Here is a 13,711-nt window from a genome sequence, read left to right as displayed (position 1 = left end):
AGCGCGCAATGAGCTACTTGCTTCGCAGCTGGACAACGTTTTCGTCTTTAGGCTTTCCGGCTGCTAAGAATGTCTCGTCTTGACCGAGAGTCGCGCCACTCCCGATCTCTTTGGGAAATGGCCGCATGTAGCTGAAATTATGATCCCGAGAGTATACTTGATTTCGGGCGTTACTGATGATGACGGAATTGATGCTTCCAACTGTAAATACGTCAGCTTCAACGGTGTTCTCTTGGCCCTCGAAGCTCCCCATCATTGCTAGGTCGCTCGAAAGGGGAAAGATGACCCGCGTTCCAGATACACCGAAGCCCGGGCCAAACATGCCGTGATCCGCATCGTCTGACCAACGAAGACATACCGGCACGTCCGTTGTGACAAAACCGCCAGTACCGGCTTTCGCTTTGACGATCTGCCATCTGCGTGCCGCGACGTGTTCGAGCAGTCGTTCGTGCTGTTCGATTTCAACTCCGATGTTGAACTCTTTGGCTACCTCAATCTTGTAGTTTCGCTCCTTTACGAATTTCTGCATATCTTCGAAAGTTACATTGGTGCTTTCATCCCACGCGCCGGCGGCTTTCATTTGGGCGACTTGACTGTCCCATCTCTCTTTGGTTGCCAAAGCCATTTCTGCGGCGGCCTGAGCGATCTCGCCGACGAAGTCGTTTATTGTGGTCCGTTGACGAGGATTTCTAATCGCCAAGCCGCAGATGAGGCTCATCAACAGCTCCCGATCTGCTTTAACTGACAGGGATGCCGACGCCTTTATTCTCTCTAGCGCGGGTGCAACCTTGCCCTCGAATTCGGCAAGCCCCTTTTCGACAGCTTGAGGATCGATACCCTCGATGGTTACCGTATTGAAGTCGCGCTGAGCGGCTACGTTCTTAGGGTCAGTACGGAACGTCTTCCCGCTCGCGCGATCAGTTGCAAGAAGCTGCCCACTCTTGTCGGTAAAACCCCGCAAGTAGAATTGCGGCACGTAGTGGTGCTTACGTGCTGCCGTTCCTTTCTTCTCATTGCTCACTGATAGTGGTTTCCATTTCCGAAGGCCTGGTGCCGCGCCATTGGTCCTTGCCCGCCCGACTCGGCTAGAGACTAATTGACCCAGCTAATTTGGTTGTGCAACCTAAAGGGTATCTTTGGAGGTAGGAAATCCGCTTTGACTGTGATCCAAGAAATACTTGAATGGTCGTATGAGCGCCCGGCTTGGCAACGGGACGCTCTGCGCCGCCTTGTACGAAATGGCGAACTCTCCGAGGATGACATCGATTTCCTGACAACTATTTGCAAAAGCTCATACGGGCTCGCCGAACAAACTGAAATTGCACCGCTCACACAAGATGATGTGCCGGCCATGGCGGCTGGCGCTGCTCCGGCATCGCTCGTGTCTATCTTTCATCAGCGTGGTGTGAACGCGCTTGCCGAGGACCAAACACTTAGCTTTGGTCCCCACCTCACGGTAGTCTACGGTGACAATGCTGCTGGCAAGACAGGTTACACCCGAATACTCAAGAGCGCTTGCCGCGCGCGAGGCCAAGAGAAAATCTTAGGAAACGTTATCTCCGGCGGAGCGCCACCTTCGGTCGGAGTGTCGATCAAATACCGGGTTGGAGCCGAGCCTGAGACGCGCGAATGGACCGGATCCGATGAGGACGAATCCATTTCCAGGGTAAGCGTCTTCGATACGCAATCTGCCGCGGTCTACTTGACCGAAAAAACGGACGTTGCCTTTCGGCCATTCGGACTCGACTTGTTCGACAAGCTCGTGAAGGCTTGCAAGGCTATTCGCGCCAACCTCGAAGCCGAACAGCGCGCGCTGGCATCGAACGCATTGAGTGCTGTGCAGCCACAAATTCCGGATGGCACAGCCGTTGCCAAGCTTCTGGCGAGTATTAGCTCGCTTACCAATCCGGAGGCAGCCCAGGCTCTGGCGCGACTGTCTCCCGAGGAAGAAGCGCGACTTACCTTGCTGGAGAAGTCACTGGTCGATCTGCAAGCCAACGATCCAGAGAAGCTGGCCCAGCAACTCAGTGTACGCGCGGGCCGGGTCCAAGCGCTTGTACGACAGCTGAACGAGATCGAGTCCGTCTTATCAGCGAAAGCTGTAGCCGACGTGTTCGCGGTTCGGACAGATGGCCAGCGTAAACGCGAAGATGCAAGGCGGCTCCGCGAGGCGACTTTCCCCGTCGATATGCTGACAGGAACTGGCTCTGAAACTTGGACCGCGCTCTGGGAAGCGGCGCGAGAATTCTCTAATGAGAGCGCCTATCCCGGACAGACATTTCCTGTGGTTGAAGACGGGGCTCGGTGTGTGTTGTGCCAGCAGGACCTCGGTCACGCAGCGAGCCACAGGCTTAGACAATTCGAGGCGTTTGTAACGTCAAGTTCCGAAAAGGAATTGCGAGGGCTTAGGGAACGGTTCACGCAGCTAAGGAAGGGGTTCGTCGATATCAAAATTGGTACGGAAGCGGTTGACGACCTGCTCAACGAAATCCGGATCGATCATCGTCCGTTGGCCGACGCCATTTCAGCTGGCCTCGCTACAAACGAGCGACGCCGGACAGCGGTGGTTCTGGGGTTAACTAAGGACGAGCCACTTGCCGACGATTGTCCGGACTTGGTGAACATTGCTGACAAAGCCAGTGCTTTGACAGAGCAGCTTCAGTCGCGGATCGAGGCGCTTCATGATGCTAGAACCGGTGAACTGAAAGAAAAAATGAGCGCTGAGGTGAAGGAGCTTCGCGCCCGCAAGCTGCTTGCAAAGCATCTGCAAACGGTGCTGGACGAGATTGAACGCAAGAAGAAATATGCCGCTTACGGCTTAGCTATTGATGAGACAAAGACGCAGGCGATCACTCAAAAAAGTACGACCGTCACCAAAACGGTAGTTTCTCACAAACTAAAAGAAAGCTTTCGAGACGAGCTTACGAAGTTAAATTTCCGGCACGTCGAGGTCGAGCTTCGAGAGGCCGGTGGATCCGACGGTGTTCTATATCACAAGCTGGCACTAACGCGCGCCCCCGGCGTGGAATTGCCGAAAGTAGTGAGCGAAGGAGAGCAGCGTTGTCTCTCGATAGCGGCCTTCTTCGCTGAGCTTAGTACAGCCGATGATCCGTCAGGCATCGTGTTCGATGATCCTGTTTCATCGCTGGATTACAGATGGCGTGAGAGCGTCGCTCGGCGACTGGTGCAGGAATCGGAGGTCCGGCAGGTAATTGTGTTCACGCATGACGTGGTGTTCTTGCTCTTTCTCAAGCAGATCGCCGAAGAATTAAAAGTCGGGCAATTAGATCAACATATAAGACAGCTCTCCAAGGGAGCTGGCGTGTGTGTTGAAGAGTTGCCATGGGTCGCGATGCCGGTCAAAAAGAAGATCGGATACCTTAAGAACGCTCACCAGGCTGCCGACAAGCTCTATCGTAATGGCCATCAGGACGCCTACGAGAAAGACGCAAAGCACGCGTACGGGCTGCTGCGAGAGGCATGGGAGCGTGCGCTTGAGGAAGTTCTCCTCGGCGGAATCGTTGAGCGTTTCCGTCCCAGCATTCAAACACAGCAGGTCGCCATGGTTGCCGACGTCACCGCGGAGGATTGTCGAGAATTGGATGCGGCGATGGCGAAGTGTTCGAGATGGCTGACTGGTCATGATCAAGCAGCGGCGGCACGGGCTCCCGTGCCCGAGCCGGGAGAATTGAAGGGTGACATAGAGGCCCTTGAGAATTGGGTCGACGCTATCCGAAGGCGACGGAAGAAGTGAGATAGAACGGACGCTCCGCTCACGCGACGTCTCGGTCGAGAGTGAGCTGCCAAACCGTCAAGTCATCCTCGTACCACGCGATGCGGCGCGGCGCGATCTCGCGAGCCTTCGGAAAACGACCTTCATCCATCTCCCGATAGAGCGTTGCTCGGCTGAAAGGTACGATCTCCAGCACTTGCTTGAGATTGAGCATTTTGCGAGGTGTCTGGTGGTTGTCGTTCATGATCTAGGCTTCCTTTTTCAGACGTAGAAATAGCCCCTGACCAGATCGATCAGGGGCTTGCGTTGATGTGAGATGGAATAGGGACTCAATCAGGAGGCGGCCTCCAGCATTTCAAAGTTGGGCCGGTGTTTGATCGCCGAGTCCCCATTGCTGTGCTCCCATTTGGTTGGGGAAACGGCAATGAAATATCCGGCCCCTACGAGTCGCCTCAGCGCGATCCGGGCTTTGGACGTGCTGAAGCCTGTCCGGATACTGATCTGCTGCTTCGACAGGCTGACGTAGCCGTCCACAGGATCACATGCGCTCAGCAGCACCTTAGCGACTCTGCGATCTGACTCCTTCATCGCTGGATCGTTGGCGATGACCTCCATGAGTGCCCGCGGTAGGCCGGCCAGAGAGCCGAAGATGCCAGTCTCGACTAGGCAGCGTAAGTTTTCCGCTGCAGCGTTGGCCAAGGCTGCGCCCTCTCCATCGTCGATCTTCGAGAGCAGTCGGAGCAAATTCCAGATTTCTTGTTCGGTCGGATGCATCAATGAACACCGATCGCATCAAGATCAACTTCGCCCTGGCCGAGCATCATCGACGGCGGCGCGGCAGCATCAGCGAGAGCAGACCACAGACCGTCGATGGCGTTGTAAATGCGCCGCAGGTCGGCAGAGAGCATCTTGAAGGCGTCCGGCTCGCTCTTGTCGAGCGCGACATAACGACCGTCATCGTGTGTGGTGATGAGAAAATTTCGGTAGGTAATCCGCATTTTTAGCCCCTGTGATGAGATCGAAACCTGATTCCGCGTCACCTGATCTGATTTTGTATCTGGCATCAAGTTGTTGTTTTGTTTGCATTTCTGCGGTTTGCTTGCATTCGTGCAAACCGTGCAACATATGGGCCTGCAATCAGTGGGTTAGGCTCCAATTTGCATTTTCCCGGTAGAATCCCGGACCCCGCGTGTGGGGCCCGGGATCATCATGCATGCGAGTGCCTAGGTGTACTCGGACTCGCTGTCGTGGGTGCGCCAGTTCATCGACTCATCGACGCGACGCTGCACCAGCGTTGCCAGAGCTTCCGGATCGTGGCTGCTGCCGTTGATGTGGATCTGCGTGGGGCCGAAGCCGCCGCGCATCATGCCACCACCAACGCCCGGAGACGGAGGCGGAATGTTCGGCACTTTCTGAATCATACTCGTCGGAGGCACCTGACTGGTGACGCCTGCCGGCACATTGCCCGTAAGCGGGTTGCCGCGACGAACCATCAGGTTCTTGTCTGCATCGATCCAGCGCTCGCGCACCGAGTCGTTGTCGTTGCCGGCGCGCATCTTCACCTGAAGGCGACCGTTGGCCATCCTGGTCTCGCCAGTGGCCAGACCGACGTGACCGCCGGGCTGGTTGTAGCCGAGCCCCTTCGTCTGAAGCAGGACGTCGTTGCGTGCAACTGACGCTGCATCAACTCCGGTGCCCCACTTCTGGAAGCTGTTCGCGACCGCACTGCCCGTGCCCTTTCCGCCAGCAGACTCGAGAGCCTTATTGACGAAGCGAGCGCACCAGGCATTGGACTTGCCACGAACGTCACCGCCAAGGGCTGATGCCAGCACCTTGGTGTTGGTGTACTCGTTCATTCCCATGAACTTGTCAGTCCATGAGAGAGCGTCGCCGGAACCGGCCGAGCCAGTCGACGAGCCTGACAACTGATCCATGTTCTTTCGAACACCAGCCGGCCACCCGCCGTTCAGCCCGTTCGGGTCATTGGCTGCGCCCCTCGGTGCATAGAAGCCGCCCATCTTATCGACATCACCACCAGCCCCCCGGTAGTTCTTCGCCACCGTTTGCGCGGTCTTGCTTATACCGTCGTCCAGGCCAGCAAATTTCATCTTCTTAGCGAAGCCGGTTGTCGGGTCCATGATGCCACCCGGGTTATTACCGGACAGCACGACACCGTTTCCGGTCTCATGCGCGATGACTCCAGCAAGCAACGAAGGCGAGATGTTGTTCGCCTTGGCTGCGGCGACGATCTGATCGTACTTCCCCGCCAGCGGAGTGTTGGCGAACTTGCGTTCAAAAGCCGAGCGGCTGAGGCCGTCGGCCATGCTGCCACCAGTGCCGCTGAAATTCGGAATGCTGGACCTCTTGATGATGCCGCCGCTGCCAAGGACTGAACCGGGCAGCGCAGTGCCCGCCTTATTCGTAGGCAGGGCGGGGACGCCACCCATGAAGCTACGCGCTCCACCGCCACCGCCGCCCGCGGTGATCAGGTCGTATCTCCCACCTGTGTAGATGGCCCTGGTTACGTTACCTCCGTTGATGAAGGCCGCGCGCTCGACCTTTCCCGTGAACTTCTTCAGGTTGTCGGCAAGGTCTTGACCCGTGGGGTATCCGGACGGCTGGAACATCGGATCACCGGAGGGCTTGTAGTTCTGCAAGCGCCTGAGCTTCTGCCTCGCTTCGCGATCAAGACCAAGCGCCTTGTTCTTCTGGCGCTCCTCCCTGTAGACATCTTGCAGCCCCTTCAAATCCTCAACGTGATTATCGGGGCGGCCGTCACCCATCGCTGCTGCTGCGGCCGCAGGATTGGTGAGCCTTGCGAGGAAGGCGAGGACCCGCATCGCAACTGCACTGCCGCCGATTAGGCCGAGCGCAGTGCCGAGCCCGGTAAGGCCAAGCGTGATCGCCGACAGAACGGACAGAAGCGGCGACATGACTGCCAGAGCGACGGTGAGGCCGGTCAGCTTCGCGACCAGGTTGCCCATCTCCTTCGCATCGGCCGGATTTTTCCCAGCAAGGAAGCCTAGTGCTGAGAAGGCGACCTTCAAGCCGCTGGCAAGCTCGCGGATGCCTTCAGCGACGCCCTTACCGAAGTCCCGCCACTTCGCGATGGTGCTGGCGCTGAAGTTCTTGGCAAGCGAGGTGATCGCCTCGCCCCAATCCTTCAACCCGAAACCCTCGCGTAGTCCATCGACCAGCGCATCAACGTGCTGCTTGATCGAGTCGAAGTTGAAGGAGTCGGCGAGGCCAATGAAGGCATCAGAAATCTGGTCAAACCATTTTTCGAAACCGGCGCCGACTTCTTCCCAGACAAGGCCGAACGCAGCGGCGACGGACGCCCATCTGCCCTGCATCGATCGGATCTTTTGCAGAGCCGTCTTGTCCAAAAAGCCGGGCTTGCCTTCGATATCCTTCAGGACGTCCGTCAGCTTGTCGCGGCCGAGAACGAGAGTCAGTAATTCGTCCATCCACTCGCGGCCGCCGATTTGCTTGGCTACCTTGGTTCTCAGCGCCTCCGGCATCTTCGCGAGGTTGTCGAGAATTTTGTAAATCGTTTCCATCGGCCGGTCTCGCATGGCTTCCGACATGGCGCTCCTACCACCAAATCCGAGTGCATTGGCAGCAGATGAAAGGTCGTTCGCTTGCTGACCATGCGCGGAGCCTGCGCCCGCAATCTGAGAAGTCAGGAATGAAACGAACGTGCCCATCTTGAAGGGTTGGACGCCCAGGCTGATGCCGGTAGCATCGAGTGCTGCAAGTTGCTCCGGCGTCATCTTCGTGGTCGCGAGCGCCGACAGACTGCGCCGCATTGCTTCGATGATCTCGTTTCCGTCCGCTGCAGTCGCGTTGTTCGCAACGGCAACCGAGTTCAAGATCTTGCTGAAGCGGTCTTTCGACCAGGGCATTTGAGTTGCGAGGCGGCCAAGCAACTTGCCAACGCCTTGAGTGTCAACGTCGAGACCGGCCTGTGCTTTCAGCGCAAGGTCAGCAAATTCACCGGCAACGTCCTTGGCGATGCCGGCCTTGAGCCCTTCGACTGCCGCGTCGATAACTTTGGTGGTGCCGACGCCGAACTTGATGCCGGCCTTGTCCGCGAAGCCCTTTCGCAGCGACGCAACGTCCGCCGCCGTGAGATCGCCGAACATCTGCGCCCGGACTTCAGCGGCTTGAACTTCCATCCGCTTTTTGAGGGCGCTGCCAACGCCAGCACCTGCAATGCCGGCACCGATGGCCATGCTGCGGATGCTTGGCGCAGGCAATCGGGCAACACCTCTAGACGATGACGCACTGGCGAGTGATGCACGGCGTTCTGCGGCCATACGGCGTTCAAGCTGGCGCTGATATCCGGCCTCCATCCTCTCAAGGCTCTGGTACATGCGCCGCGCGTCACTCAGGCGTTTGCTGGTTGCCCGATCCCAATCAGCCGCGTAGTTGCGGGCACTGGATTTGCTGACGTTGCTAAGGCCTCGCATCTGTGCTGCGGCAGCTTTGATCGTTCGGTCGAAACCCGCCATCGAATCCATGCCGGCGCGCCCGACGTTGGAGAAGGATGCGCTGAAACTCTTGGCGGCAGCCTTCAGCTTTTCGATATCTGCGATGACCCGCCGGATTGCCGGAGACATTTCGTTGGTCGCAACCAGTGTGGCGCGGACGTTGATCGAATCGGACACTCTCGTTTTTCCTGGTGATGGTGGAGCGCTGCTAAGAGCGCGGTGGTTGTGGTGCCGGCGTGGAGGCCGGCGTGGATAAATCGTCTTTTAGGAGTGCTTGCTCACACGCAGCGGGAAACGGTGCGGGGTCTTTCCGAAAGCCGGGGGTCAGAAAAGGCCCTTTTGCGAGTTCGTAATCTGAACGCCTTGGCCAACGGTGCCCCTATGCCGAATAAAAAAAACGTTTCGCACGTGCCCGATTGGGTGCTGGGAACGTCTTTCACTTTGACAGAGGTGCAAGAGGCGACGGCGAACAGACGGGTGCACAAACTGGCAGGGATGTTCTTGGCCCGGCGATGCCATGGGATCGTTCGATGATGCGAGCGCCTGATCGTCTCCAAGCGGGGCATGCAGCAGAGTCCCGAAGGCATCGAGCCCAGCCCCCATCCTAGTGAGCACGGAAGATTTCGATTGACGGGGCGTGTTGGCGCGTTACAAATACGTCAACGGACGTTGAAGCATTTGTAACAAAGCGCAGCATGGCCCAGCACAACGGAAAGTTCGTGACTTACTACCGTGTCTCCACCGGCAAGCAGGGCAAGTCTGGTCTGGGCATCGAAGCCCAGCGCGCGGCAGTGGCCACCTACCTCAACGGAGGCGACTGGTCGATCGTTGCCGAGTTCACTGAGGTGGAGTCAGGCAAGCGGTCTGACCGGCCGGCACTTGAGCAAGCACTGGCCGCAGCCCGGCTACATCGCGCCGCCTTGGTGGTGTCCAAGGTTGATCGCCTTACGCGCTCCGTGGCCTTCCTGTCGCGGCTGCTAGAGGCTGGTGTTGATGTTCGGTTCGCCGACCTGCCTGTGATCGAGGGCGCCACCGGCCGCTTCCTTCTTCAGCAGATGGTTGCCGTTGCGGAGCTTGAAGCTGGCATGATTTCGGCTCGCACCAAGGCGGCACTGGCGGCGGCCAAGCGGCGCGGCAAGACGCTAGGCGGCAATCGCGGCGTTGTTCCCGACGCCAAGATGCAGGAAGCATCCAGGAAAGCTCTACAGACGCGTTCTGCGGCGAGGGCGGCGGACATCGCGCCAGTCATCCGAGAGCTTCAAGCGGCCGGCAAAACCAGCTTGCGCGCTATAGCCGACGGATTGAACGAAAAAGGCATCCCGACCAGCCGCGGAAATGGCCAGTGGTCCGCAGTCCAGGTTTCAAGAGTGCTTGAGCGGCTTCCGTAGCCGTCTGAATATCATCGGAACGCCTTGCAGGCATCGCCGCTGCGGAACGTACCGGATGGGCAGGCCTTTCCTGGGATCACCGGAAAGGCGCGAGGCGTGTCGGCGTGTAGGGCTTCGCATTTGCCCCCTTTACCGACGTAACCAGTTGGGCAGGTGCCGGTGCGCTGGATGCGTTCCCGGCCGTCGCGAGTCGGCGTCGAATATGCGCTCTCAGCCCTTGCCGGTGCTGGATGCGAGAGAAGGACGGGAGGCGCGACGACAGCGAGAGCCATCGCGAGGGCGTGCAGTTCCGCAAGTCTCAACATCGCCTGTGTCGCGCCTCCCAAAGAACGGCGGCCTGCCGAGAGTGAAGCCGCTACCGCCGCTCTATCTGATTTCAGCCTAGCCGGCCATCAAGACGTTGCCTCCTTGAAGTTCGGTAAGCTTTGCTTCGACCTCAGCCTGCTCTCGCAGCGCTTCTTCCAACTCGCGCCGCAGTCCGAACACGTCAACCGCCTCAAGCCGGTCCCGTGCTGTCTCGACTCGACGGTCAGCCTCATCCTTTCTGCGGCGTAGATCGAACAGTTGAAGTGCGGTTCCTCGGGAGGCTCGCACTGCGGCAGAGGCCTTGGGAATGATCGCTGAATTGAGTTTGCGGAACTTCATCGTTGCATGGTCCTTACTTTGCTTTGGCGGCGCCGTACCGCTCTTCCAGGTGCTGCCGAGTGATGCCGCTATATCGGGCTAGGTCGGCTTCAGTGATGCGGGACTGCGTCCGGCTGGCGGCGATCTCCGCTTTATAGCGTTCGGTGAGGTTGCCAGCCGCTTTGGCGGTGGGGGCCTGACTGTCGATGGTGCCGAAGCATTCCGGCATCCGGCTGTGCAGGTCGCGAACGAAATCGGCCGGGCTGATGCAGCCACGACCGGGCAGATTAATCAGCCCTTGGCTGGTCAAGGACGCACCAGCGAGGTCTACGCCTGCCTGCCGTATGGCGTCCTGGTTGGCTCTACGGCCCTGCCGGTCCGCTTCCTTCACGATCAGGGTTTCAAGATCGCTCATCACGCTGACTCCGGCGCTGATGCGTCACCGGCATCTTTGTTCAGTTCAGCCAGAAGGACACGGCGCATCCAACTCGACTTGGCGAGCAGTTCAGCTTTGGCGCGTTGCTCGATTGCATCAGCGAGCGAGCGAGGCAGCACGACGCCAATGGTTTGGGTGGGCTCAAGCCGAGCCCGATCAAGATCAATCATAGGAACTTTCTTCAGACAGCAGTAATCGCCGGCACCGCGAGACGCGGTCCGGTGGACGTAGGTTGAAACGAGGGGAGAAGAATCAAAAAGGCCGTCAGCGTGATCAGCTTGACGGCGTTTTGGTAGCTTGCCGATATACTACTCTCAAAAGCAGAAAAAGTCAAGCGCTCTCCGACCCACGTACAGATCGCGATGGGCTTCTAACCTATATGAGGGAGTTTCAGGGAATTTAAGAATGCGAATAGATGCCTTGTTTTATAGGGTTTTGGCTCGCTTCGTCTGAAATTACAATTTAACTCGGTCTTTTATGGCTCACGTAAGTGCGAGGCGGCGAACTCATCCGCTTCCCTGTCCTTCAGGCGTTGTAGCGAGCGGCGGAAAGTGCACTGACGAGTCCGCTCTGGCAGGGTTGCCACATTCACAATGCCGCCTATGCGAACGTGCCTCAATGCCTCCAGCGCGGCTCATGGTGCGCCGGGTGATGGCGGCTGTGCAAGAGCTGCTCTGTCCCTAAGCCATCTATACGGCCTCGCTACGGCCCGTTGAAAGTACACGCCATGCCAGGTCTCGCCTGCTCAATAAGAACAGGCGGGAACTCTGAAACGGATGAGGATCAGAATGGTGGATCGTTCTCCCAATCGATCCCGCTGGCCTTGCGCTCTACGGGCGGCCGGTTGTCGTTCGTAGCTAAAAGCTCCCCATCCGGCGGGATGTATAGGTCTGGCTGATCCGGATCGAGATAGTCATGCAGATGGCCGGTCAGGAAGCTGGCGAAGCTACGGGACCAGTGTTGATCTTCCTCTTTGCTCTTCAGAAAGCGCAGCGCGGCCTGCTTGATGCGATGCGCAGGGACACCTGACTTCAAAAGGCGATAGTAGTGGACCGATGCGCCCTTGTCAGAGTCGTGGCGTGGCTGGTATTCGGCGTCCTTTGACGGTGCCGGCCATGCTTGTTTGATCTCTTCCAGCGTCTGCTTGGCTTCCTCGCTGGTCTGCCGGAAATCCGACCGGTCTGCGCCGTAGGCGCTATCACCCTCAACACTTGCACGCATGCCCGGAGCGGAGCGGCCGGGAATGAGAGCGCTATCCAGATCGGCGCTATAATGATCAGCACTATAGGGACCAGTTTTCTGGTCTTCCGGATGTACGGTTTTCTGGTCTTCCGGAAATACAATTTTCTGGTCTTCCGGCTTCTCTTGCTGTTGAGCCATCCGATCCCAGTTCGGCCGAATCAGACTTGAGGTGTTCGGGCGGCGCTTTACGATGATCCAGCCCCGGGCCTTCAACGCATTGGTAGCGGTCGTGATGGTCGTCTCTGAGTCGCGCCCGATGCAATCGGCGAGTGTGTCACGACGCGCCCAGGCATATCCGCTGAAACGATGGGACTTATCACCACAGGTCCATCTGACCAATTGATATCCGACAACCCTTGCTGTCATTGGCAACTCAGAGTCCGCCATCATGGCGTCAAGAAAGCGCAACTCTTGAACGGGCGAGATCGAGCGGAAGTTGTCGTTGGAATGTTTGTCTTTGCTGGCCGTTTGTGTCATGGTGATCTTGTGATTGTTGAACTGCTGCAAGCCCCTTGGCGTTGGCGCGCCGGGGGCTTTTCCTTTTGGTGGTTACTTCGAGGCGGCGTGAAGCTGTTGCAGCTGCGCCGCGATGGCACGCCGCAGGAACTCCGATCTCGACAAGCGTAGGTCGATACGCGCTCGATCCAGATCAGCCAGTTGCTGAACTGGCAGTCTGACGCCGATGTACGGGCGTTCGGTATTGGGGTCGTAAAAGAGTCGGTAGCTCATGGTTCCTCCAAAGCGAAACGCCCCGGCGGGATGCCGAGGCGTGGGCGTGGACACGACAAAGCCCCGCTGGGGCGGGGCCTCTGATCAAAAACTGCGATGATGTTTTCTCTTACTACAATTTCAGGGCGGCGTCAAAAATTTGCATAGTCGTCCTCTGGTAAGGCTGGCGAAGCGCTTGAAAGTTTCCGCTCAAGCTCTGCATCGCGAAATTTTGCTTCAGCCCTGTTGAGTTCCTTTTGTAAGCGCTGATGCCTCATCGCTCTCACATGCTGCATCATCGCTTCGTGGCTCGTGATCTGAACGCCAACGTTATTCGCCGCGACACAGATTGCTTGCTCTGCAAGGTGGACCGGCACGTCATAGCGGCCGGAAACTAAGCGAGAGTTCAGAAGTTGCGACACCTCGTTGACAACGCGCTTTGCGAATTGGTCGTTTGCACACCAAGCAATGATCCGAGCAGGCTCCCCGATCCTGCGGGGGTCTCTACCGGTCCAGCCGAGTCGTAGCGCCTGGTCCTTGCCGGCAAAATAGATTGCGCAATAGCCGTGCTGATCGAAGAGCTTCCTCTCGGTCTTGCCGCCATCGTACTTCGATCGGCTGAACCACTGTAGGTCGCCTGAAATTGCGAAGGTCATGCCGCCACCTTGGTAATAGACGTCGCAGCCACCGCAGGGCGCTCGCCGACGATGCGACGAAGCTCGCTTGCGAGCAAGTTTACTACCTGCCGCTTTTCCTTCAGCATGTCGTACTTGTCGTACACCTCGGTGACATCGCCGTTGACGTGATCCAGCAACGCCTTCACGTCCGGCCGGGGGGCGCCGGCGCGGCGGGCGATCGTTGCAGCGGTGCGCCGCAGGTCATGCGCGGTGAAGTGCTCCAAGCCAAGGAACTCCCGGATGCCGGTGCGGTCCTCTGTCTTGTCGCCGACCTTCTTTCCGTTCTTCTTGCCGGCCAAAGCCTGCGACAGAGACGCCCGCGCGATCGGAACGTCGCCGTCGCTGAACTTCGACGGGAAAACCGCGGTCTGCTCATCGTCGCTGATGGCTTCCTCGATCACTTCGACGGC

Annotated in this window: 14 protein-coding genes; 2 read left to right on the top strand and 12 right to left on the bottom strand. The window is 58.1% G+C overall.

All coding sequences use genetic code 11. The annotated features are described in order from the left end of the window. Window positions 1-13: 13 nt before the first annotated feature. Complete coding sequence (locus tag JQ580_RS25005; protein WP_212282865.1) at window positions 14-1,021, bottom strand: DUF4238 domain-containing protein; 1,008 nt, start codon at window positions 1,019-1,021, stop codon at window positions 14-16. A gap of 141 nt (window positions 1,022-1,162) precedes the next feature. On the opposite strand from JQ580_RS25005, the gene JQ580_RS25000 reads away from it, so the two are divergent. After that, a complete protein-coding gene (locus tag JQ580_RS25000) occupies window positions 1,163-3,754 on the top strand; it encodes an AAA family ATPase (protein WP_311982487.1) in 2,592 nt (863 codons plus the stop codon). Between the two features lie 19 nt (window positions 3,755-3,773). Here the strand turns inward: JQ580_RS25000 and JQ580_RS24995 are convergent, their stop codons facing one another. The 4 genes from JQ580_RS24995 to JQ580_RS24980 form a co-directional block, all read right to left on the bottom strand. Next, a complete protein-coding gene (locus tag JQ580_RS24995) occupies window positions 3,774-3,977 on the bottom strand; it encodes an AlpA family phage regulatory protein (RefSeq protein ID WP_212282863.1) in 204 nt (67 codons plus the stop codon). Window positions 3,978-4,066: 89 nt separating this feature from the next. After that, window positions 4,067-4,507: a hypothetical protein gene (locus tag JQ580_RS24990; RefSeq protein WP_212282862.1), complete on the bottom strand. Its 441-nt coding sequence runs from the start codon at window positions 4,505-4,507 to the stop codon at window positions 4,067-4,069. After that, entirely contained in the window at window positions 4,507-4,731 is a 225-nt protein-coding gene (locus tag JQ580_RS24985) for a hypothetical protein (protein ID WP_212282861.1), read from the bottom strand. The genes JQ580_RS24990 and JQ580_RS24985 overlap by 1 nt, the downstream gene beginning before the upstream one ends. Before the next feature lie 225 nt (window positions 4,732-4,956). After that, window positions 4,957-8,403 (bottom strand): phage tail tape measure protein, encoded by a 3,447-nt coding sequence (locus JQ580_RS24980; protein ID WP_212282860.1) that lies wholly within the window; start codon window positions 8,401-8,403, stop codon window positions 4,957-4,959. A 518-nt stretch (window positions 8,404-8,921) separates the two neighbouring features. Here JQ580_RS24980 and JQ580_RS24975 point away from each other — a divergent pair. Then, a complete protein-coding gene (locus JQ580_RS24975) occupies window positions 8,922-9,614 on the top strand; it encodes a recombinase family protein (RefSeq protein WP_212282859.1) in 693 nt (230 codons plus the stop codon). Window positions 9,615-9,995: 381 nt separating this feature from the next. Here JQ580_RS24975 and JQ580_RS24970 read toward each other — a convergent pair whose 3' ends face one another. The 7 genes from JQ580_RS24970 to JQ580_RS24940 all read right to left on the bottom strand — a co-directional run. Next, window positions 9,996-10,259, bottom strand: a complete 264-nt coding sequence (locus JQ580_RS24970; protein ID WP_212282858.1) for a hypothetical protein — start codon at window positions 10,257-10,259, stop codon at window positions 9,996-9,998. 13 nt (window positions 10,260-10,272) lie between these two features. After that, complete coding sequence (locus tag JQ580_RS24965; RefSeq protein ID WP_212282857.1) at window positions 10,273-10,653, bottom strand: hypothetical protein; 381 nt, start codon at window positions 10,651-10,653, stop codon at window positions 10,273-10,275. Then, window positions 10,653-10,844: a hypothetical protein gene (locus JQ580_RS24960; protein WP_039227405.1), complete on the bottom strand. Its 192-nt coding sequence runs from the start codon at window positions 10,842-10,844 to the stop codon at window positions 10,653-10,655. Before JQ580_RS24960 ends, JQ580_RS24965 begins: the two co-directional genes overlap by 1 nt. A gap of 613 nt (window positions 10,845-11,457) precedes the next feature. Then, entirely contained in the window at window positions 11,458-12,423 is a 966-nt protein-coding gene (locus JQ580_RS24955; protein ID WP_212282856.1) for a helix-turn-helix domain-containing protein, read from the bottom strand. Window positions 12,424-12,465: 42 nt separating this feature from the next. Continuing rightward, window positions 12,466-12,645, bottom strand: a complete 180-nt coding sequence (locus JQ580_RS24950) for a ribbon-helix-helix protein, CopG family (RefSeq protein WP_212282855.1) — start codon at window positions 12,643-12,645, stop codon at window positions 12,466-12,468. Window positions 12,646-12,776: 131 nt separating this feature from the next. After that, window positions 12,777-13,280 (bottom strand): hypothetical protein, encoded by a 504-nt coding sequence (locus tag JQ580_RS24945; protein ID WP_212282854.1) that lies wholly within the window; start codon window positions 13,278-13,280, stop codon window positions 12,777-12,779. Continuing rightward, on the bottom strand, window positions 13,277-13,711 hold a 435-nt coding region (locus JQ580_RS24940; protein ID WP_212282853.1), incomplete at its 5' end, for a tyrosine-type recombinase/integrase. The genes JQ580_RS24945 and JQ580_RS24940, both read right to left, overlap by 4 nt.

Source organism: Bradyrhizobium sp. SZCCT0148, assembly GCF_018129985.1.
In the GTDB taxonomy this organism is placed as follows: Bacteria; Pseudomonadota; Alphaproteobacteria; order Rhizobiales; family Xanthobacteraceae; genus Bradyrhizobium; species Bradyrhizobium japonicum_H.
Note: the sequence above shows the minus strand (reverse complement) of the source record. Positions and strands in the feature narration are given on the sequence as shown.